Source organism: Mesobacillus stamsii (assembly GCF_030814065.1).
In the GTDB taxonomy this organism is placed as follows: Bacteria; Bacillota; Bacilli; order Bacillales; family Cytobacillaceae; genus Mesobacillus; species Mesobacillus stamsii.
In genome coordinates, this window is the sequence record NZ_JAUSUN010000002.1 from 97590 (window position 1) to 120021 (window position 22432).

18 protein-coding genes and 2 pseudogenes are annotated in these 22432 nt (G+C 44.1%); 6 read left to right on the top strand and 14 right to left on the bottom strand.

What is annotated here, in order from left to right:
- Positions 1–227: 227 nt before the first annotated feature.
- From J2S25_RS01995 to J2S25_RS02015, 5 genes are all read right to left on the bottom strand, one after another.
- Positions 228–1985: a PTS sugar transporter subunit IIABC gene (locus tag J2S25_RS01995; RefSeq protein ID WP_369293524.1), complete on the bottom strand. Its 1758-nt coding sequence runs from the start codon at positions 1983–1985 to the stop codon at positions 228–230.
- Positions 1960–2214 carry a PTS transporter subunit EIIC gene (locus J2S25_RS02000; protein ID WP_307191094.1) on the bottom strand — a complete coding sequence of 85 codons (255 nt, stop codon included), beginning with the start codon at positions 2212–2214 and terminating at the stop codon, positions 1960–1962. Before J2S25_RS02000 ends, J2S25_RS01995 begins: the two co-directional genes overlap by 26 nt.
- 222 nt (positions 2215–2436) lie before the next feature.
- On the bottom strand, positions 2437–3642 hold the full coding sequence (locus tag J2S25_RS02005) for an iron-containing alcohol dehydrogenase (RefSeq protein ID WP_044391011.1): 1206 nt from the start codon (positions 3640–3642) through the stop codon (positions 2437–2439).
- Between the two features lie 82 nt (positions 3643–3724).
- Positions 3725–4573 carry an AhlS family quorum-quenching N-acyl homoserine lactonase gene (gene ahlS / locus J2S25_RS02010; protein WP_044391009.1) on the bottom strand — a complete coding sequence of 283 codons (849 nt, stop codon included), beginning with the start codon at positions 4571–4573 and terminating at the stop codon, positions 3725–3727.
- A gap of 15 nt (positions 4574–4588) precedes the next feature.
- Positions 4589–6016, bottom strand: a complete 1428-nt coding sequence (locus J2S25_RS02015; RefSeq protein ID WP_044391007.1) for an aldehyde dehydrogenase family protein — start codon at positions 6014–6016, stop codon at positions 4589–4591.
- A gap of 196 nt (positions 6017–6212) precedes the next feature.
- On the opposite strand from J2S25_RS02015, the gene J2S25_RS02020 reads away from it, so the two are divergent.
- Positions 6213–7889 (top strand): sigma-54 interaction domain-containing protein, encoded by a 1677-nt coding sequence (locus J2S25_RS02020; RefSeq protein ID WP_431305957.1) that lies wholly within the window; start codon positions 6213–6215, stop codon positions 7887–7889.
- A 373-nt stretch (positions 7890–8262) separates the two neighbouring features.
- Positions 8263–9210, top strand: coding sequence for a Fic family protein (locus J2S25_RS02025; protein ID WP_307191095.1), 948 nt, complete (start codon positions 8263–8265; stop codon positions 9208–9210).
- Between the two features lie 133 nt (positions 9211–9343).
- Here the strand turns inward: J2S25_RS02025 and rbsB are convergent, their stop codons facing one another.
- Genes rbsB through J2S25_RS02055 form a run of 6 tightly spaced genes read right to left on the bottom strand, consistent with a single transcriptional unit; the run spans position 9344 to position 15022 of the window.
- A complete protein-coding gene (rbsB, locus tag J2S25_RS02030) occupies positions 9344–10288 on the bottom strand; it encodes a ribose ABC transporter substrate-binding protein RbsB (protein WP_307191096.1) in 945 nt (314 codons plus the stop codon).
- Between the two features lie 28 nt (positions 10289–10316).
- Positions 10317–11249, bottom strand: a complete 933-nt coding sequence (locus J2S25_RS02035) for an ABC transporter permease subunit (protein ID WP_307191097.1) — start codon at positions 11247–11249, stop codon at positions 10317–10319.
- Positions 11236–12738, bottom strand: coding sequence for a sugar ABC transporter ATP-binding protein (locus tag J2S25_RS02040; protein ID WP_044391002.1), 1503 nt, complete (start codon positions 12736–12738; stop codon positions 11236–11238). Before J2S25_RS02040 ends, J2S25_RS02035 begins: the two co-directional genes overlap by 14 nt.
- The gene (rbsD, locus tag J2S25_RS02045) at positions 12738–13133 is read right to left on the bottom strand and encodes a D-ribose pyranase (RefSeq protein WP_307191098.1); all 396 of its coding nucleotides are present in this window, start codon (positions 13131–13133) and stop codon (positions 12738–12740) included. Before rbsD ends, J2S25_RS02040 begins: the two co-directional genes overlap by 1 nt.
- Positions 13130–14026 (bottom strand): ribokinase, encoded by an 897-nt coding sequence (gene rbsK / locus J2S25_RS02050; RefSeq protein WP_307191099.1) that lies wholly within the window; start codon positions 14024–14026, stop codon positions 13130–13132. The genes rbsD and rbsK overlap by 4 nt, the downstream gene beginning before the upstream one ends.
- Positions 14027–14041: 15 nt before the next feature.
- Positions 14042–15022, bottom strand: a complete 981-nt coding sequence (locus tag J2S25_RS02055; RefSeq protein ID WP_044392703.1) for a LacI family DNA-binding transcriptional regulator — start codon at positions 15020–15022, stop codon at positions 14042–14044.
- Positions 15023–15203: 181 nt separating this feature from the next.
- Between J2S25_RS02055 and J2S25_RS02060 the strand changes: the two genes are divergently transcribed.
- From J2S25_RS02060 to fdhF, 4 genes and pseudogenes are all read left to right on the top strand, one after another.
- Positions 15204–16463: an L-lactate MFS transporter gene (locus J2S25_RS02060; protein WP_307191100.1), complete on the top strand. Its 1260-nt coding sequence runs from the start codon at positions 15204–15206 to the stop codon at positions 16461–16463.
- Positions 16464–16498: 35 nt separating this feature from the next.
- Positions 16499–17299 (top strand): formate dehydrogenase accessory sulfurtransferase FdhD, encoded by an 801-nt coding sequence (gene fdhD, locus J2S25_RS02065; RefSeq protein WP_439117479.1) that lies wholly within the window; start codon positions 16499–16501, stop codon positions 17297–17299.
- 18 nt (positions 17300–17317) lie between these two features.
- A pseudogene (locus tag J2S25_RS20010) lies at positions 17318–17467 on the top strand (hypothetical protein); the annotation flags it as partial.
- Entirely contained in the window at positions 17450–19357 is a 1908-nt protein-coding gene (gene fdhF / locus J2S25_RS20015) for a formate dehydrogenase subunit alpha (RefSeq protein ID WP_336623591.1), read from the top strand. The pseudogene J2S25_RS20010 and the gene fdhF, both read left to right, overlap by 18 nt.
- 99 nt (positions 19358–19456) lie before the next feature.
- On the opposite strand, the pseudogene J2S25_RS02080 reads toward fdhF, so the two are convergent.
- From J2S25_RS02080 to J2S25_RS02090, 3 genes and pseudogenes are all read right to left on the bottom strand, one after another.
- Positions 19457–20936: pseudogene (locus tag J2S25_RS02080) on the bottom strand (sodium:solute symporter family protein).
- Positions 20933–21133 (bottom strand): DUF3311 domain-containing protein, encoded by a 201-nt coding sequence (locus J2S25_RS02085; protein ID WP_307191102.1) that lies wholly within the window; start codon positions 21131–21133, stop codon positions 20933–20935. The pseudogene J2S25_RS02080 and the gene J2S25_RS02085 overlap by 4 nt, the downstream one beginning before the upstream one ends.
- Before the next feature lie 97 nt (positions 21134–21230).
- Positions 21231–22415, bottom strand: coding sequence for a M20 family metallopeptidase (locus J2S25_RS02090; RefSeq protein ID WP_307191103.1), 1185 nt, complete (start codon positions 22413–22415; stop codon positions 21231–21233).
- Between the last annotated feature and the right edge of the window lie 17 nt (positions 22416–22432).

A 22432-nucleotide genomic window follows, 5' to 3' on the forward strand; every position in this document is an offset into this window, starting at 1 on the left:
AAAATCCGCTTAATATCCGTTCTAAATCCATTAATGACATATTTAAAAAGCATTAGATACCACCATGGCTACGAATCCGTAGCCACCATCTACAATGAAAATGAATTTCTATTTTCATACAAAGGGTTTTGCATTAAACGAACCTTAATCATGAAAGGCTGCCTTTTTGATACTGCCGTTGTGGTAGCGGAAAAGCACCACCCAAAATTGGCCGGTGCTTTTCACATTTACCTATGTCCTTTTTGCTGCTTGTGCTGAAGGGAAATCAAATGGGTTTCGCCATGTTTTACTTGATTTGCTTTGGTTAATTTGATTTCTTCATCACTTTTCAGATTGGTGAAAGCGATAATGGTGGTGCTGGATGTTGCATGTTCATTGATGTAGTCGATGTCTGCCTGTAACAGTTCTTGTCCCCTGGTTACCTGTTGGCCTTCTTTTACGAACAGATCGAAGCCTTTTCCATCGAGGTTCACCGTGTTGATGCCAACGTGAACCAGTACTTCAAGTCCTTCTTCAGATGTGATCCCAATCGCATGCTTTGTCGGGAAAATCGAAGTGATTTCTCCATTTACTGGTGAGACAACCTTTCCTTTTGAAGGCTCGATTGCGAAACCATCGCCCATCATCTTGCCTGCAAAAACAGGATCCGGAACCTCTGAAAGGGGAATCACCCTTCCTGCCATCGGTGAACCAATTTCACTAAAGTCCACGCTTAACACAGGTGTTACTTTAACCGCTTTTTCTTGCTGATCGCTTTGACCTGCCGCTACTTCCCACAGTTCTTCCTCCAGCGAATCAGATTGGAGCAGTTCATTGATTTCATTTTTATACAGGTCCGAATTCCCACCGAAAATCGCCTGGATATTGTTCTTGATTTTCACTACCCCTGCTGCTCCTAAAGCCTTTAAATCATCTTCTTTCACTTGCTTGATTTCCTTGACTTCTACACGTAAGCGCGTGAAGCAGGCATCGGCTTGCACTATATTCTGTGGCCCGCCTAATGCGGTGATGATGTGCAGCGCCAACTCTTTATTCCTCTCTGCCTTAGATCCTGACTTGCCTTTTTTCTTCGCGTTGTAATCATTTCTGGTGAACAGCTTTGCCTCTTGCCCTCCGCGTCCCGGAGTGGCAATATTCCATTTATTGATCGCGAAGCTGAAGGTAAAATAGTAAATCGCAAAGAACGCGGCACCAAGCACGAAATTCATCCACCATCTCGGTGTTCCAGGTAAAACATTCACAAGGATGAAATCAATCAATCCGGAGCCGCCTGCCCAGCCAAGATGGACATCGAGGATGTAGGCTGCAGCAAATGAAATTCCTGTTAAAATTGCATGCAATACATATAACAAGGGTGCGACAAACAGGAATGTGAACTCAATCGGTTCCGTAATTCCCGTCAGGAAAGCCGTCCCTGCCGCAGCAATCAACATCCCTTTTACGATTGGCTTCTTGTCGGCATCTGCTCGTTTGTACATGGCAAGCGCCGCACCCAGCAAGCCAAACATGATGATTGGGAACTTTCCTGCCATGAAACGTCCAGCTGTTACTTCTACTCCGGCAGCAATTTGTGCAAGGAATAAATACTGGTCACCGGAAACAATTTTCCCGGCAACTTCCGCAGTTCCGCCGAGCCCCGTCCACAGGAATGGTGCATACCAGATGTGATGCAAGCCCGTCGGAATCAGCAACCTCTCAAGTGCGCCGTACAGTCCGATATAAATAGGATTTGTCGCATCAGATGCGATGATTTCAGCCGTTTTGTTGATGACACCTTGGATTGGCGGCCAGATCAGCATCATGGCAAATGCCAAACCGATGGAAGCGAAAACCATGGCAATCCCAACTGAACGATCACCAGCGAAAAAGCCCAGCATTTCTGGCGGCTGAAACTTATGGAACTTGCGATAGATATACACCGCAAGCAGACCAACAACTATACCGCCAAGAACCCCCGTCTCAAGGGTTGGTATTCCCAATGCCATCCCATATTCCCCGCTCTTTGCTGCCATTTCGGGGGTGATGTTCAAGGCAAAAGAAATCGTTTGGTTCATGATGAATATAGCCAAGCAACGCCGCAAGGGCTGCAATACCTGATCCTCCCGATAAGCCAATGGCAATGCCCAATGCAAAAATAATCGGCAGATTGGTAAATAAACTCAGCCCGACCTGAAGCATCCCTTCACTTAATCTGGCTATGACTGGATTCTGCAAGCCTGTGAACTGGTCTGGATCAAGGATAGAATGGGGGCTAGAACGGGGTCTGACCCCCAGCGCTTTACTGCGTTAATTCCCAGGGGGTCTGACCCCCTTGGCCCCCTGGGTGCGGAATAAGAATCTTAAATCAAAAGGCACGAGGCGCAGTTAAAACCGCTCCTTGTGCCTTCTTTTCGTAAAACTTCCGTTTGTTCGCTTAATAAAGTTCCTATTAAATTTTTAGCTTTTTCTATACACTCGCTCTGTTTCAGGTTCAGTAATTTTACCTTTAAAAGCGGCTTTATAAATCTCCCTGATGTCTTTTTCTTCTAATGGAAGAGGGCTTCTGGAGAGCAATCTCTTTTGTTTCGCTCCATCCTGGGTAAGGCTTTCGAGAGCTGAATCAGGGATGTTGAATTCTGATAAAGTTGCGGGGATGCCTACATCTTTTACCAGACGTTCCAGTTCTTCCACACATCTGTAAGAAGCTTCTTCATCTGATAGGAAATCCGAGTTGCCCCCTAATGCATTCAGGATGTTGGCCATTCTAGTTTGACAGCTTTTCCGAATATAACCCATTACGTATGGCAACAGGACCGCGTTTGATTCGCCATGGGCTAAATGGAATTGGCCGCCAAGAGGATATGCAAGTGCATGTACCCCGGCAACTCCTGCGTTAAAGAAGGCAAGACCGGCAATATAGCTTCCATTGCTCATGTCTATTCGAGCCTGTTTGTCGCTTCCGTCTTCAACTGCTTTGCGTAAAGAACGAGAAATCAATCGAATCGCTTGAAGAGCCAGTCCATCTGTTGTTAAGCTCGCATTCACTGATACATATGCTTCGACTGCATGTGTTAGAGCATCAATGCCAGTGGCTGCTGTAACCCGCGCAGGGACGGACAGGGTTAGTTCAGGATCGACAATCGCCACATCTGCGAGCAAGTGATCATGGGTGACAACATCCTTGGTTGTTTCAAGTGAAAGAACGGATATATTAGTTACTTCTGAACCTGTTCCTGAAGTAGTAGGAATGAGGATTTTGGGCAAGCCTTTTTTCTCTATTTTTTTAGTGCCGCTTAGATTCAAATAGTCCGCAGCAGGTCCTTCATGATCGGCCATCACTGCGGCTAGCTTTGCTAGGTCAAGTGCACTTCCGCCGCCAACACCCACGATCATATCAAACTCGCCTTCTCTTGTAAAAGAGACCAGCTTCTCTCCCACCTCAAGTGGAGGCTCTGGGATGACTTCAGTATAGAGAGTCACTTCATAGCCGTTTTCTTTCAAGGGTTCTGTTACTCTATCGACTAGCCCAATCTGTGCAAGCACTGGATCAGTCACGACAAGAATTTTTTTAACCTGGTATTTTTCTATTTCAGGTACAAGGTTTTGAAGTGAACCCCAGCCAGTATAACTTAATGGTGGAAAAACTAATTTTGAAATACTCATATATTACCCTCCCTCGGATAAATGTTGATTTATCACCAGTTTGACCCATTGGTGGTATATCAAAAAATTTCGACACGCTTCCTTACTCATAGTAGCCCTCAGTGGATTTCCGGAATGTTTTAAATTGGTTCGAATCATGCCCAAACCAGACCTGAGAATTAGTTTCATTTGCGATTCTCCGTATTTTTTCAACTGCATTGTTGTAACCAAGTGAGTCATAGATAATTCCTGGCGGCTTTACAGGTGGTCCGAAGCTATCAGCGGTATAGATGGCATCTGAAGCCAAAATAATTCCGCCAGTTTCAGGCATTTCCACATGAAGCCCAAGCATTCCCCATGCATGTCCACTGCCGAAGTTCAGAATACTGATGCCAGGTGCAAGCTTCAGGTTATCCTCTTGACGCTTGATTGTGCGCCACTGAAGATTGTTTTTAATCCAAGCGTCAATATCAGCCCAGACATAGGCTCCTTCTTTTTGATTACGGGCGTAAGTCTGTAGCGTTCCATTCAATTCGTCTTCATGAACGATAATTGTCGCATTTGTAAACATTTCCAGGCATCCAGCATGGTCTAGATGAAGGTGTGAAGCCACCACGTATTTAATTTCTTCAGGACGGACATTTAATTGTTCAAGGCGGTGGTGAAGGTAGCATTCTTCACTCATGGCAATAGGGAACATTTTCTGGGTAGCTTCGCCCCAGCGACCATTTTGTCCCATTGAGTTTGGATTGCAAGCTGTATCAAAGAGGATTTTTCCATCTGGGTGGTCTATCAGTACTGTATATACCGGGAATTCAACAAATTCAGCCGATGCATTGGGGTTGTCTACTGTTGCTGGATTATGCATTGCAATCATCCAATTCTTATCCATTCTCATTCGCCCATTATCCATAACATACAGTTTTGGATTTGGTTTAATAATATTTGTCATTTTGAATCAATCCTCCTACAGTACGGTTTTAATCGTAACGAATTTTAGTTCAGTCATTTCTTCAACAGCATACTTTATTCCTTCACGACCATATCCACTCTCTTTAACTCCACCATATGGCATGTGGTCCAGCCTGAAGGTCGGAATATCATTGATAATCACTCCTCCTGAATGAAGTTGTCTCGCAGCATGAAAGGCATTGGATATATTTTGCGTGTAAATACCGACATTCAGGCCGTATACAGAATCGTTGACAATTTCAATTGCTTCATCAAGCTTACTGTATGGAACAATCGAAACCACAGGTGCAAATGTTTCTTGGCAAGATACGGCCATATCATTTGTTACCTTTGTAAGGACAGTTGGCGGGAAAATAGTTCCTTCTCTTACTCCCCCCAATCCTACCTCGGCACCTTGTTTTTTGGCTTCAGTTATCCAGGATTCGATTCGGTCGACTTCACGCCCGCTGATCATGGCACTGATATCAGTCGTGTCTTCAAGCGGATCTCCAACTTTCAGATTCTTTGCTTCTTCGATAAAACGCTTACAAAAATCATCATAAATATCTTCATGTACATATATGCGTTGTAAAGATATGCAAACCTGCCCGGAAAACGCAAAAGCACCTTCTACACATCTCTTTATGATTTTTTCCAAAGGAATGTCCGGTTCAATTATTAACCCAGAGTTTGATCCGAGTTCAAGTGTCACTTTACGCAAACCGGCTTTTTCTTTGATCAACTTTCCTACCTTTGCACTGCCAGTAAAGGTTACTTTTTTGATTCTGCTGTCTTGAATCAAAGAGTCACTTAATTCACTGCCACTTCCTGTAACGACTTGAAGTGCTCCATCAGGAAGACCAGCCTTTTGAAAAATTTCAGCGATCAACAGGGCACTGAGTGGTGTCTGTTCAGCAGGCTTTAGCACTACAGTATTTCCTGCAGCAAATGCTGGTCCAAGCTTGTGGGCAACAAGATTAAACGGAAAGTTAAATGGACTTATTGCTACGACGACACCTAATGGCTCTCTCCATGTAAAACCTACCCGATTCTCTCCGCCAGGGGCTGCATCCATAGGTATTGTTTCGCCATATATCCGCTTGGCTTCTTCTGCAGCAAATTGATACGTAACAACGGTTCTCTCTATTTCACCTCGTGCTGTACGGATAGGTTTCCCAGCCTCCTTTGCAATAACTTTTGCCATCTCCTCCTTGCGTTCATTTAGAATTTTTACCACATTAAAAAGAATTTCGGAGCGTTTATGTGCTGGCATACTCTTAAATACATGATAGGTAGATTCCGCTCCATCAATCGCTCGCTTTACATCGTCCTTGTTAGCCTTACTAATTTGTGCTAGAGTTTCTCCGCTGTAAGGTGACAGCAGTACATAAGTACTCTCTTTAATTTCATACTTCCCATTAATAAACAATCCTTTTTTTTCCATACTACACCTCCTGCTTATATTTATTGCAAGATTTATGCCAAACAAATAAACGCTTATTTATTCGTAAAATTCAATTAAATGAAATATAATAATGGTGATATACATCACCGTAATTAGCCTAAAATTGCTTAATATATATGGTGATAAAATTCACCAGCTGGTGATGATTCTCACTATTAATCTAGGAGATGAGTAAATGGGTATGTCAGTGATGATTGAACCAGAAGTTATTTTTTCATCTATGCGGAATGGAATCATTGTAGTCGACCAGGATACCAACGTTATGCTTATGAATGCTTCTGCCCAGAAGCTACTTAAGATTCAGGAGAATGAATATGCCGGGGAAAAAATTCACAAGTTTGTGCCCAATACAGAGGTGCAAAAAGTACTTGAGAGTGGCGAAAGTACGATTGGTGTTAAAATGAATATAAATGGTGTTCCTTGCATGGTAAACAGAACACCCATGTACCAGGATGGTCAATTGATTGGTGTTGTGAGTGTCATTCAGGATATTTCCCAGATGGAGCATTACCTGTCTATATTAAAGAATATGGAGAGTATAATCGAGTTTTCTACAGATGGAATCTATGTTGTCAATAAAGATGGAGAAACATTATTGGTGAACTCAGCTTACGAAAACATCACCGGGTTCCAGAGAGAAGAACTAATAGGAAATCATATGGCAAATTTGATGGAAAAAGGTTATTTTGACAAATCCGTTTCTTTGCTCGTCTTAGAGAAGAAAAAGCAAATTTCAATCCTCCAGAATATTGGCGGAAGAAAGGAAGTCATTGTAACAGGGAGCCCGGTGTTTGATGCATCGGGGGATATTCAAATGGTCGTAACGAGTGTCCGTGACATAACCCAACTGAATGAACTAAAGAAAGAATTAAAAAAAGCAAAAAGCTTTTCTGAAATCAGCCAGAACCGCTATTCGTATTCGATGCAAGGAATAGATGAGAGAATTGTATTTACTAGCAGGGAAATGAAAGGAATTATTTCCAAAGTCAGACAGGTGGCAGCTTTTCCGACTAGTATTCTTCTTGCTGGCCCTTCTGGTACTGGTAAAGAGGTAATTGCAAATTTAATCCATCATGAAAGCAACCGGAAGGACAAGCCGTTCATAAAGATAAACTGTGGTGCCATACCAGAACATCTTTTAGAATCAGAGCTTTTTGGTTATGAAAAAGGTGCTTTTACTGGTGCAAGACTTGAGGGGAAAATTGGTTTACTAGAGCTCGCTGACCATGGTACTGTCCTTTTAGACGAGGTAGGTGAATTGCCATTATCATTGCAGGTAAAACTCTTAAGGGTACTGCAGGAAAAACAAATTCAGCGAGTGGGAAGCAGTAAGATAAAACAATTAAATATCAGGATAATTTCTGCAACCAACAGAGATTTAAAAGAATTGGTGGAGCAAGGTAGATTCAGAGAAGACTTATACTATCGTCTCCAGGTAGTTGAATTAAACATACCACCTTTAAGAGAACGGCCAGAAGATATAGAAGTCCTGGTGGAACACTTCTTTACCCATTTTTGCCGACTCTATAATATTGAGAAGTTATTATCCGATGAGACGAAGGCCATACTGCAAAGCTACCATTGGCCGGGGAATGTAAGAGAACTAAAAAATCTTGCTGAAAGCATGGTGGTGTCTGTTCCATCCTTTAAAATAGATCCCGAAGACCTTCCACCGCATTTTCATAAGTTTGCATCACCCGATACATCCCTAAATCTAAAGCAGAGAGTCGAACAATATGAAAAGAGACTTATCCTCGATGCCTTGCAAAAACACAGCTCCATTCGAAAAGCCGCAGAAAATCTCGGAGTCGACCATTCAACAATTGTTAAAAAACTGAAAAAATGGGGATGAGAACGGGACATTGGGACAGAAACTGATGGAACGTTTTCCCATCCTTAAACGACCACCTGTTAAAGCAAGTGGTTATAATTGCTATGACTAAAGTTGTTCGCTAAGACTGAAGTCTTTGTAAGACCTTTTGCTTATGCAAACTAAATTTTGAATAGACTCATTCTTCAATCGAGAATATATCACTCTTTTCATCAGTAAATTGGTTTGCAATATAATTCCTTATTGTTTTTCATCCACTTTTCCAAAAGGGGCACAAAAGTACCAGCTTGCCTAAAAGTTGCTCCCGATTTTTCTTTTTGGAATGGATCTTGAGTAGTCGTGATGATCTCATTCACATTTTCCTTTTACGGTCATTTCTCCTTACAATATTTTTTTGACTCTCCACGAGTCCGTTCAATCTACCCGTATCGAGGGTACACAAATAACTTTCAGTGAGATGCTGGAAGATAAAATTGATGAGCAGCAGGATTGGGAAAAGGTTGAAGTGCGAAATTATCAGCAGGCCTTAAAAGTTGGCGTCGAAACCATCCAAATCGGCTACCCACTTACAGAGCGGCTTATCCGTAATTTACATCAACTCTTGATGGAAAATGCTAGGGGTGCAACAAGTGCCGCTGGTGAGTATCGCAAAATTCAAAATTTTATCGGACCCACTAATGAATTGAAGGACGCATCTTATGTTCCACCAGAGCCGCAGTTGATGGGCCAATATATGACAAACCTTGAAAGGTATATAAATGGTCACCCTTATCTTGAAGAAGACATTGATACCATTCATCCATTGATCAAAGCGGCCATCATCCATGCCCAGTTCGAATCCATCCATCCCTTCCTTGACGGCAATGGCCGACTCGGCAGGATTTTGATTGTTCTTTACTTGCTTCAAACGAAACGAATTGATTCTCCCTTCTTTTTCTTAAGTGAAGAACTTGAACGCGAGAAGTTTCGATATTATGCGATGTTAAATGGTGTTCGTGGAATTGACAAAAAGGAACCTGATTGGAAAAGTTGGATTCACTTCTTCCTCGACGCAACCATCAGAATGTCCGAACACCATTATGAAAAATTGGATCAAGCAGAAAGACTCTATCATCAAGGAATGGGAAAACTTCAGCAACCATCTACTAAAAAAGTATGGGGGGCCCTGTTTACCCATCCAATTGCAACCGTGCATCAATTAGAACAAACGACAGAATTGGCGCCTGCAACCATCCGAAAGAGCCTAGCCCAACTAGTCGAACTAGGCATGATCTTCGGTGACAATCGCAAAAGAAACAGACGCTATTACCAATACGACCTCATTCGAATCATGACCCAATAAGCTAAGACACATAGAACGGGGTCTGGCCCCCAGCGCTTTACTGCGTTAATTGACTGGGGGTCAGACCCCCCCTGGAGGGAAAAAAGAAGTGAAGGCGAATGCCTTACACTTCTTTTTTCCTATCCTCATTTCCTTACTTCTTGATTAATTCAAGTTCAACGGGGATGAATTTTTCTACTTTGGTACCTTTTTTTACTTGGATTGCTGTGTCAACGGCCTGTTGTCCGATCAAATCTGGCTTTTGGGCTACAGTTGCGGCCATTGTGCCTTCTTCGACAGCTTTTACTGCATCGTCTGTTGCATCGAATCCAACAACGATGACGTTTTCAAGACCGGCAGCTTTCAATGCTTCTACTGCGCCAAGTGCCATTTCATCATTATGAGCGAATACAGCTTGGATATCTTTGTTGCTTTGCAGGAGGTTTTCCATGACAGAAAGTCCTTGTGAACGGTCAAAATTTGCTGGTTGTTTTGCTACTACTTCAATTCCGCTTGCTGTTGCAATTGCTTCATTGAAACCCTTGCCACGCTCACGTGCTGCGGAGGAACCTGGGATCCCTTCTAATTCAATTACTTTTCCTGATCCACCTAGCGCTTCAGCCAGATATTCTCCAGCCATCTTACCACCAGCTGTGTTGTCAGATGCAATATGAGCAACTACTTCGCCGCCTTCTGCACTTCTGTCAACTGTAATAACCGGGATACCTGCATTATTTGCTGACTCGATTGCTGCCGTAATTGCCGCTGAATCGGTTGGATTGATCAACAGAACATCAATACCTTTTTGAATTAAGTCTTCCACATCACTTACTTGTTTTGCGGGATCGTTTTGAGCATCTACAGTCGTTATGTCAATTCCTTCTTCTTTCGCTTTCTTCTCTGCTCCTTCTTTTAACGTAACAAAGAACGGGTTGTTTAACGTGGAGATGGAAAGTCCGATTTTTACCTTTTCATCTGTTGTAGGCCCCGAGTTTTTGCTGCTTTCATCAGAGCCTTTGCTTGTTTGGTCAAGTGAGCAGCCAGCCATGAACACTGAAGCTATTAATGCAAGAAATAAACCTTTAAATAGACTTTTCATTTCTTATTCCTCCTAAATTTTTTTATTATTAAGCCGCTTTTTTGCGGTCTAACAATACTGCTAGCAAAATAACTCCACCCTTTACAACTTGCTGGTAAAAAGAAGATACATTAAGCAAGTTTAAGCCGTTATTCAATACTCCAATAATCAAAGCACCGGCTAGGGTTCCAAAAATCCAGCCTCTGCCTCCTGAAAGGCTGGTACCACCTAAAACAACTGCAGCGATTGCATCGAGTTCATAGGATACACCAGCAGTCGGCTGTGCTGAATTCAATCTTGAGGTTAAAACTGTACCTGCGAGAGCCGCAAGCAATCCAGTAAGGGAATAGACACCGATTTTAATGCGGTCGACCCTTAACCCAGATAATAGAGAAGCTTCTTCGTTTCCGCCAATTGCGTATACCCCACGGCCAAATGTCGTCTTTTTAAGGATAAAATATAAAATTGCATACGCGATCAGCATCGTGATGACCGGAAATGGAATTCCTAAAAAATAACCTTTTCCAAGCATTTGGAAAGTTACAGCATCAGAAAGTCCAGTAATTGGACGACCCTCTGTATAAACAAGAGTGAATCCTCGGTAGATTGTCATCGTTGCCAGTGTTGCAATGAACGGAGCAACTTTTCCTTTGGTAATGATCAGACCGTTTGCCGCACCCATAGCTGCACCAGATATAAGGCCAATCAGTAACGCGAGAATTGGATCAATTCCTCCTGCCAGCATGCCTGCTGTCAAAGCTGAAGACAATGCGAGAATCGAGCCCACCGATAAATCAATTCCACCGGTCAAAATAACAAATGTCATTCCAAATGCAATCAAGGCATTAATAGAAACCTGGCGCAAGACATTAAATATATTATTCACAGTCAAAAAGTCTGAGCTCATGACTGATAGAATAATAGAGATTAAAATAAGTCCAATTAGTGGTCCAAGCTTTTGAAAAACATTATATTTTTTCATGAGTTTTCCCTCCTGTGGCGGCCTGCATGATTTTTTCCTGATCAGCTTCTTCCCTGTTTAGCATTCCAGTCAGTTTTCCTTCATGGATCACCATGATTCGGTCACTCATACCAAGAATTTCAGGCAGTTCAGATGATACCATGATGATGGCAACCCCTTTTTCTGTAAGTTGATTCATGATTGTGTAAATTTCCTTTTTAGCTCCTACATCCACTCCGCGTGTCGGTTCATCCAAAATCAGAATCTGTGGATCGATGCCAAGCCATTTGCCGATGACTACTTTCTGCTGATTTCCCCCGCTTAAAGACTTGACGGCCTGCTCTCCACCAGATGTTTTGATTTTAAGCTTCTCAATCATTGCCTTTACATAATCTGCCTCTTTTTTGTCAGCTGTAATTCCTCTGTTGGAAAATCTCTGCAAATTAGTCAAAACCAAATTCTCACGGACACTCAGACTGAGAACCAGGCCTTCATCTTTTCGGTCTTCTGTTATAAAGCCGATGCCAGCTTTTATCGCATCATAAGGACGTTTTATTTTGACTTCCTTGCCATCTAAAAAAATTCTGCCGGATTTAATCGACCTTTTTCCAAATATCGCTTCCATGATTTCCGTCCTGCCGGCCCCCATAAGTCCAGCGACCCCCAAAATTTCTCCGCTTTTTACAGAAAAGGAAATATCATAAAATGCATTCGCTGCCGTAAAATTTTCCACTCGAATTCGTTCTTCGCCAGGCTTGGCGATTCTTGGAGGAAAGCGCTCGCCAAGTTCTCTCCCAACCATCATTTTAACGATTTCTTCAAAATTCGTTTCTTTAATCTGCTTTGTGCCGACGGATTGGCCGTCACGTAAGACCGTGATCCGGTCACACATCGTGAATATTTCTTCCATTCTATGAGAGATATAGACAATGCCTACTCCCTGCTCCCTAAGCTTGTTCATTACCTCGAAAAGAACTTCAATCTCACGGTCAGTTAGTGCCGCCGTAGGCTCATCCATTATTAGAACTTCAGAATTTGTGGCCACAGCCCTCGCGATTTCAATCATTTGCTGCTGGCCTACAGACAGACTCCCTGCTTCTTGATCTGGGTCGAGTCCCACTCCCAGCCTTTCAAGATAATCCCTCGTTTTACGTTTCATTTCTCTCGTTTTTATCAACCCAGTCTTTCCATGTGTCAATTCCTTTCCGAGAAACATATTCTCGGCTACTGTCAGATAAGGAATAATGTTAAGCTCCTGGTGGATCACGGTAATTCCAGATAGCTCCGCTTCCTTGGCAGACTTAAAATTGACCAGGTTTCCTTTTACTTCAATGGCACCTTCATCTTTTTGGTAAATGCCAGTCAAAATTTTCATGAGCGTGGATTTCCCAGCCCCATTCTCACCCATCAGTGCATGAATCTCACCTTTTTCAAGTGCAAAATCGACCTTATTCAAAACCTGAACCGGGCCAAACGATTTTGTAATCCCTTTCATTTTAATGAACTCCATTAAAAAATCACCCCTGCATGCAAAATGATGTTTGCATATGGCGTTGCTTCTCCCGTTCGGATCACCGCTTTTGCTTGTCCTGTTTTCTTCTTGAATTCTTCATGAGTTACCGCCTGAATCTGACCTTTACTAAACTTCTTTTCAATGAAAGTCAGCACTTTAGGATTGTTCTCTTGAATTTCTTCAGCAATAGTGACTTGTTCAACCTCCATGTCTTCAAGAATGGCATCAAGCGTTTCGATAAACCCAGGCATCCCAATTTTCAGAGAGATATCAATTTTTTTCACACCATCAGGAACAGGCAAACCGCAATCCGCGATCACAATAGTATCTGTATGTCCCAAGTTAGCGAGGACTTCTGCTATATGACTGTTCAGAATTCCTTGCTTTTTCATGCTGAATCCCCCTTCCTTTTCCGCAAAAATTCTTCTACTTCTGTCCTTGTTGGCATTCCTGATTGTGCTCCTAGTTTTGTAACGGATAGGGCGCCGGCTGCTGCTGCGATTTTGCTAGCTTCTGTGATCGTTTTCCCCTCGAGGATTGCGACGGCAAATGCTCCATTAAATGTATCGCCTGCACCTGTGGTATCGACTGTCTCAACTTTGAAGCTGTCTTGTTGGCATTCTAGTCCTTTTTCGTAAAAGGTGACTCCTTTTGAGCCTTTGGTTATGATCAATTTTTCTCTTAGTGCAATGGGGTCCTTTACAGACGCCAGCAAGAGTTCTGCTTCATATTCATTTGGTGTTATATAGTCGACATTCTCAATCAATTCTTCTCGGAGAGGCTGAAAAGGCGCCGGGTTAAGGATTATCTGCTTCTCGTGTTTTTTTGCAATTTGAACGGCCATTTCTACGGACTCTATCGGAATTTCCAGTTGCAACAATAGTAGATCACTTGCTGCTATTTTCCCTTCCATGCTGTTAACAAGTTCCGGTGTAACCATGTTATTAGCACCCGGGACAACAATAATGGAGTTATCACCACCCGATAAAACGATGGTAGCGACACCTGTTCTTCCATGTGTAACCGGTTTCACATTACTTACATCAATTTGCTGTTTGCGCAAATAATCGATATACTCGTGCCCAAAAGCATCGTCCCCCACTAATCCGATCATATGGACTTCTGCTCCCATTTTTGCAGCGGCGACAGCCTGATTCGCCCCTTTGCCCCCAGGAATAGTGAAAAATTGTTGACCGAGTACGGTCTCTCCCATGTTTGGAACAATATCCGTCTGGGTGACTAAATCCATATTAATACTGCCGATGACAGTGATTTTTTTGGTCATGGAACATGCCCCTTTCTATGTTTGTGTGGAGCGTTTCACTAGTAGTTCAACTTGAAACGTAATTTCCTTCTGGTGAATCGGCTTTCCTTCTATTAAATCTAGCAGCATTGCCGCTGCGGTTGAACCCATTTGATAAACTGGTTGTGAAACCGTTGTCAATTCTGGCGTTATTATATCCCCAAACTCAATCCCGTCAAATCCAACCACTTTTAGCTGCTCGGGAACTTTATAGCCGAGGAGTTCAGCTGCTTTAATCACCCCAATGGCCATTACGTCATTGCCAGCAAAAATCCCATCTATATCAGGATAGTTTGTTAACAATTTAAAAGCTGCCCGCTTGGCTGATTCGATTTGGTATTCCGCGGGAATAATCAAATTTTCATCATACAAGCCAACTTCACTGACAACATCTTTATACCCTTGTAATCGATCTCTCGCATTCGCGATATTTTCAGGTCCGCTGATATGAGCTATCTTCCCACACCCACACTCTAGCAAATGCCGCGTTGCCTTTTGAGCACCTTCGTAATTATTGCAGGTAACATAGGGAAGCGAGGAATCCAAAGGTCGATCTAAAGCAATAATCGGAAAATGGTACTGGGATAAATGTTCTGGTTTCAGGGTATTGGATACGACCAAGACTCCATCCACATATTTTTGCTGTAACCTATCAAAATAGCGAATTTCCTTTTCAATCTTGCCATCGCTATTACAAAGAAATACGGTAAAATCCGCTTCACTCGTCACATCTTCCACTGCCCTTGCCAACTGAGGGAAAAAAGGGTTATTGATATCCGGGACAATAAGTCCAATCGTCTTGGATTGTTTTTTAAATAAACTGCGCGCCACGGAGTTTGGTTTAAAATTCATTTCCTCGATTGCAGCTAATACCGTTTTTCGCGTGTCTTCTTTGACATATCCACTATCATTTAACACCCTGGATACAGTTGCCACTGAGACTCCCACTCTTTTAGCCACATCTCTCATCGTAACCAATCTTATTCGCTCCGTTTCCTTACGCTCTATTAATGTAACCGGTTACACACAGTATAATGTCTCTCTTTCATTTGGTCAAGAGATTTTTGCGCTGAATTTCATCTTGTCAGAATTTCGTAACACTTTTTGTCATACAGTATAAAAAGCTTGTAATCAAGTTTTTAAAGGGGGAAACGTTCGAATGGCTGAAACGAAGAAAAATCGTTGGTTGATTGCCGCTGCGGCTGTGGGGATTCATATTTCGATTGGTTCTGTTTATGCTTGGAGCAATTTTACGAACCCGCTGAAAAATTTGTTTGGCTGGTCGGATTCGGAAGTGGCGCTTACCTTTAGTATCGCGATTTTGTTTTTGGGTCTTTCTGCTGCGTTTTTGGGTCATTTTGTGGAAAAGCATGGTCCGAGGAAGGCTGGGCTGCTTGCGGCTACTTTTTTTGGAATTGGGATTGCGGGTTCGGGAATTGCCGTCCTGTTAGGCTCCAAAATTCTCCTTTATCTGTTTTATGGGGTTTTAGGCGGGATCGGACTTGGAGTTGGCTATATTGCACCGGTTTCAACGCTGGTAAAATGGTTCCCTGACCGGCGTGGGCTTGCTACGGGGCTTGCGATTATGGGCTTTGGCTTTGCTGCGGCGATTTCGAGCCCCATTATGAACAGTTTGATTGAAAGCGTTGGCGTCGCGAGCACATTTTTTATTTTAGGAAGCGCTTACTTCATTTTAATGGCGGCATCGTCTTTGTATTTGGAGAAACCGCCGGAGGGCTGGATGCCGAATGGCTATAAGGAAAAAATTGAGTCTGGTGCAGCAAAGTCCGCAACAGATCTTTCCCAGCTAACTGCGAACGAGGCGGTAAAAACAACCCGGTTCTGGTATTTATGGTTGATGCTGTTTATCAATGTCACCTGCGGAATTGCGATTTTGGCGGTGGCAAAACCGCTCGCGATGGAATCGATCGGAATTGGGACAGCGGCGGCGGCGGCGATGGTCGGGGCAATTGGAATTTTTAACGGTCTTGGCCGAATTGGCTGGGCATCGATTTCTGACTTCATAGGCCGTCCGAATACGTATACGACTTTCTTCGTCCTGCAAATTGGATTGTTTTTCATGCTGCCACACACAACGAATGCCATCCTTTTCCAGGTCATGCTTGCGGTCATTTATACGTGCTATGGCGGTGGCTTTGCGTCTATCCCCGCCTATATCGGCGATTTATTTGGCACAAAGCAGCTCGGTGCCATCCATGGCTATATTTTGACAGCATGGGCAGCGGCCGGTCTCGTGGGGCCGATGTTCGCCGCTTATATAAAAGATACAACCGGTTCGTATGCTGGCAGCTTATCGATTTTTGCAGGGTTATTCGTCGCCGCCTTCATCATTTCCCTGCTAATCCGAGTGGATATGGCGAAGCTTCGTAAACAAAATGAATCGGAAATAACAGCATAGCTAGTTTTGCTTGCGGACGGGAGGGGCGAATGATCGTGACACAGACAAGAACGAACCGAACCATTACCCGTTATCTAAATGGGAAGATTGAAAAAGTGGACGACGTTGTTGCGACGGAAAAACCGTTTACGATCAAATTGAATGAAAAAGAGTTTGCTACTTTCGTCTGCACAGCGGAATATATCGAGGATATGGTAATCGGATTTTTGGCTTCAGAAGGGGTCATTAGGAAATTCACCGATATCGATGATGTATGGACACAGGAAAAAGAAGGATTTGTGCATGTGAAAACGAATTATACCAACGCCTTTTATGAAAAATTTCACTCGAAGCGGTATATCACCTCCTGCTGCGGCAAAAGCAGGCAAGGATTTGTTTTTTTTAACGATGCGAAATTATCGCACCATTTTAAACAGGTAAATGTTCAATTAACCTATCAGGATTGTTTTCGTTTAATGGAAGAGATGCAAACTCGGTCAGCTGTTTTTCAGGAAACAGGCGGGGTCCACAACGCAGCACTTTGTACGAGAGATGGGGTCCTGCTGTCCCGCCTGGATATTGGACGGCACAATGCCCTTGATAAAATATACGGTCATTGCCTGCGTTATCAAGTTCCTTTGGAGGATAAAATCATTGTTTTCAGCGGACGGATCTCCTCTGAAATCGTCACAAAGGTTGCCAAAATCGGCTGTGAGATTGTTTTATCAAAATCTGCACCGACCGAAATGGCGCTGGAGCTTGCCGAAGAACTCGGAATGACGACGGTAGGATTTATTCGCAACAGCTCTTTGAACGTCTATACTAGGCCAGATCGGATTGTAGAAGAAATTGATTAAGGGAGGTAGAAAATCGGCATGCAGGATCAAGTAGAAACAATTTGCGGTTTTTGCGGTACGGGCTGCGGTCTGCTCGTTGAAACAGAAGATAACAAGATTAGCAAAGTAAAAGGATATAAGGAAAACCCTTCGAGCCATGGGGAAACATGTGTGAAAGGCGCTCTCGGCTGGGGATATCTCCGTAGCGACCGGAGGCTGACTCAGCCGCTGATCCGAAAAAATGGTGAGTTAACACCAGCCAGTTGGGAGGAAGCGCTACATCTGATAGCCACTAAATTTTCACAAATAAAAGAAAACCACGGAGCAGATGCCTTTGGCTGCTTCAGCTCCTCGAGATCCACCAATGAATTAAATTATCTCGCGGGAAAATTCATGCGTACCGTCATCGGCACGAATAATATCGACAGCTGCAACCGAACTTGACACGCTCCAAGCGTCACCGGTCTGGTGACTGTATTTGGTACGGGTGCTGCCACCGGTTCTTATGACGAACTGGAGGACACTGATGTGATTCTTGTCTGGGGAAGCAATACGCAAGAATGCCACCCAATTATTTTTAACCATATGCGCCGAGGGATAAAGAATGGCACAAAAATGATCGTCATTGACCCTCGCCAAATTGACCAGACGAAACTTGCCTACAAATGGCTGCCAGTTCGTGTTGGAACGGATATTGCTCTCGCGAATGCAATGGGTCATGTCATTATCGAAGAGGACTTGGTCGATAAGGGATTTATTAAACATGCAACCGAACAGTTTGCGAACTATAAGGAAGAAGTTAAAAACTACACCCCGGAATTTGCCGAGCAAGTTACCGGCATTCCTGCGGAAGATATCCGCGAGATCGCCCGACTTTATGCAACTGCGGATAAAGCAACCATCTGCTGGACGCTCGGGATTACCGAACATCATAATGGTACTGAAAATGTCTTTGCGTTAATAAATTTAGCGTTGTTGACCGGGCAGATCGGCAAATATGGCTCAGGACTGAATCCGCTGAGGGGCCAAAACAACGTCCAAGGCGGCGGTGACATGGGCGCCCTGCCGAACAGGCTCGTTGGCGGCTGGAATTTTGATGACCCTGAAGGAAGAAAACTTCATGAGCAAGTGTGGGGCACCCCGGTTCCTGAAAAACATGGCAAGCATCAAACCTTGATGCTCGAGGCGATGGAGAAAAATGAAATAAAAGCTGTCTATGTGATAGGGGAAAATCCGGTCCAATCGGACGCCAATGGCCACCAGATAGAAAAGATTTTCAAAAACCTCGATTTCCTCGTTGTTCAGGACATTTTATTGACGAGAACAGCGATGCTTGCCGATGTCGTCCTCCCAGCAACAGGCTGGGCGGAAAATGATGGGACAATCGTGAACTCCGAACGCCGGATTCAGCGCGTCCGCCCGGTGTTAAAAGGGCCAGGACTCGCCCGGCATGATCATGACATCATCCAGGACCTCGCCAATAAAATGGGAGCGAACTGGAACTACCAGTCGGCAGAGGAAATTTGGGAGGAAGTCCGCAAGCTCGCCCCTAATTTTGCCGGTGTAACGTACGAACGGATCGACAAAGAAGGCGGCCTGCAATGGCCATGTCCTGATGAAACTCATCCAGGGACCCCGTTTCTCCATAGCCGTCTCTGGTCAGATGAAGTAGGAATGAAGGCGAAGTTCATGCCAACCCACTACCAGCCCCCAGCCGAGGAGCCCGATGAGGACTTTCCATTGACGCTGACGACCGGGCGCAGACTGCAATTTTATAACACAGGCGTGCAAACAAGAGATTATAAAAAAGGGAAAAATGCCGAAGAAACCTTGGAGATCCACGCCGAGGACGCCGCCAAATACGGACTGCAAGACGGCGACCAAGTAAGGATAAGCTCAAGAAGAGGAAGCATCGTGACCAAAATCAGCATCAGCAAAAAACAACCAAAAGGACTCGTTTTTATGTCCTTTCACTTCCCTGACCAGGTAAGCACAAATCTGTTAACCAATTCCGCAACCGACCCCCTCGCAGGAACGGCGGAGTTTAAGGCTTGTGCGGTGAGGATTGAGCGGGTTTAAAAGGGACAGGAAGCATTCAGTTTAATTATGTAGTAGTTGCTTAATGGCTTTCTGCACAATGAAAAACCCGTACAGGAATGGTCTGTACGGGTTTTTCATTTAAGCAATTTCTTCGGATCTATTTTTTCCCGTTACGAGCGCAGTTCTGGTTGCTGCACTTACAATTACAGTAACGATAATATTGAGCACTAGCGCGATAATACCGACATTTAGGTCTTTAATAGCCTGCGGCAAGGATGGGAACATAGTTCCGACCGTTTGGGCTGAAATGGTGATATAGGCTACTGTTAGTACCCCTACAAGAATTCCAGCGAAAGCGCCCTGCTTGGTTACATAATTATTTTTGAACAAGCTGCTGACAAGAGACGGAAAAAGCTGGGTCACAAGGCTATAGCCCATTAAAAGCAAGGTGACGAGTGTATTGCCACCATTGAAGGTGAAAACCAATGCAATTAGGGCAACAACCGGCACCAAATTCTTGGCCAACTTGGAAATCGCTTCATCCGAAGTATTCGGGGCGAAAACTTTATACACGTTTTTAGCAAGCAATGTCGATGCCGCCATTAAAATCATGGAACCTGGGACAATGGCCGTCAGTAAGCCCGCTGCGCCGATGAACCCAACAATCCACGGGTCAAAAGCCTGAATGGACAATTTCAGGAGTGCGAGGTCCCCTTCTGCCCCCTCCAGTCCAGGAACTTGCAAAATTGCGGCGAATCCTACAAAAAATACAAATAGGAGGACAAGCTGGTACAAAGGCATGACGATTGCATTTTTACGGAAAACATTCGAATTCTGTGCTGAATATATGGAACCGAATGTGTGCGGCCACATGTAAAATCCTAGAGCAGTCAGCATGACCGTCGAGATGAACCTGGAAATACTCATCCCAGAATCTTGCAGTATAAGAAATCCTGGATTTGCTTCCTCGATTGATTCAAACATCGGTTGGAAGCCACCGTAGTAGTGAATAGGAAGATAGATCCCCAGGAACAAGACGATGCCAAGAATCATGACATCTTTCACGACGGCTGTCCAGGCAGAACCATGGATACCGGAAATCATGACATAAACTGTTACGGAAATAACACCGATCCAAATTGCGACTGTAGGCGAAATGGAACCGTAGGATGCTTCAGAAACGATGATGCCAAGGCCCTTCAATTGGAGGACAAGATAAGGAATTAGTGCAATAACCCCGACAATCGAAACAAGTACCCCGAGATACGGGCTGTTATACTTGCTGACAAAAAAGTCGGACTGCGACATAAGATTTTTTTTTTTTCGAATACTTCCAGATTGCAGGGAGAAGCCAGTAGCTCATAATATATGCGAGACATCCATAAGCGAGGATGTAAAACGTCGGGCCGCCTTTTCCATAAGCCCATCCGCTTCCACCAAGAAAAGTGAACGTGGTATAGATTTCGCCAGCCATTAAAAGGAAAACGAAAACAGTACCGAAGCCTCTGCCGCCAACTGTCCATTGTTCGAGGTTCATATCCTTTCCTCTCTTAGCTCGAACACCGAGGTAAATGGACAATAGCAGGAATGCAAAAATAATGAATAATGCAGAATTCATTCAGTCTCCTCCTTCCCGGCAGCCGGGTCAAGCTTGTACACTATTGCCATGATTCCTGAGGTAAGAACAACCCATAATACGATCCAAAATAAAATGAATGGCATCCCTAAAACGTAAGGAGTCACTTTGTTGGCGAACGATAAGCCACCGAACAGCCCGATAAACGGAATGAAGGCCAATAAGTGCTGAATTTTCATTGTCTAGTACCTCCTATGATTTTGCGCGGAATTTTCTCGGGTTTTTTTCGAAAAACGTTTCCGTAAGCTGGGCCGGCAAAAAAAGCCGGCCTTCCAGTTATTTTTGAAATTTAAAGGCAGCATGCAAAAATGTTTTTACCCCAATTTCCAATGAATCTTCGTCAATGGTGAAACGCTCATGGTGATGCGGGTATACAATCCCTTTATCTTCATTTCCAGCTCCTACATAGAAGAAGCAACCAGGCGCCTTTTGTTGGAACGCTGAAAAGTCTTCTCCACCCATATTCGGCTTCATCAGGTCAAGAGTTTCGTCACCAAAAACCTCGCGGACTGTTTCTTCAATCACCTTGGTTACTTCCTCATCATTAATGACTGGACGGTAGCCAAATTCGTATTTGAAATCGTAGCTTGCTTCATGGGCATCCGTAATTCCTTTAATGATACGCTCCATTTTTGCTGGCATTGACTCACGAAGTGCCGGATCGAAGCTGCGGACCGTTCCGCACAACTGGACAGAACCCGGGATGACATTGTGAGTGGTCCCGCCTAGGAACTGGGTTACAGAAAGGACGAGATTATCCAGCGGGTCCGTGTTTCTTGAAACAATATGCTGTAGGTTTGTGACAATCTGCGCCGCGACTGCAATGGAGTCAATGGTTTGGTGAGGGAGTGCGGCATGTCCGCCCTTGCCTTTGACAGTGATCCAGAATGTATCAGGAGCAGCCATCATCGGTCCGTAAACAACGCCCACCTTGCCGACAGGAGTTGGGGCCCAGAGGTGTGTGCCAATAATAAGGTCGACTCCGTCCATGACACCTGCAGAAATCATTTCTTCCGCGCCGCCAGGGTACAATTCCTCCGCATGCTGGAATAGGAAACGAACCTCTCCTTTCATTTGGTCTTTTAAGCTGGACAGCACCTTCGCCGTACCCAAAAGCATTGCAGTATGTCCATCATGGCCGCAAGCGTGCATGACACCAGGGTTTTGCGATTTAAATTCAAAATCATTTTCTTCGGTAATCGGCAGGGCGTCCATATCTGCCCGCATCGCCAGTACTTTTCCTGGCTGGGTACCAATCAGCCTTGCCATGACACTCGTTTCTGTTGGACGGGACAATACCAGTCCGTCGAAGCCGGAGAGCGTGTCGAATACGAACTGAGCCGTTTCTTGTTCATGGAAGGATGGCTCTGGATGGCTGTGTAGGTATCTCCTCCATTCGATCACCTGATCTGAAATTTCTTCTGCAAGTCGGTTAAGATTCAATGTTGCACTTGTTTCCATGACGACAACTCCTTTTT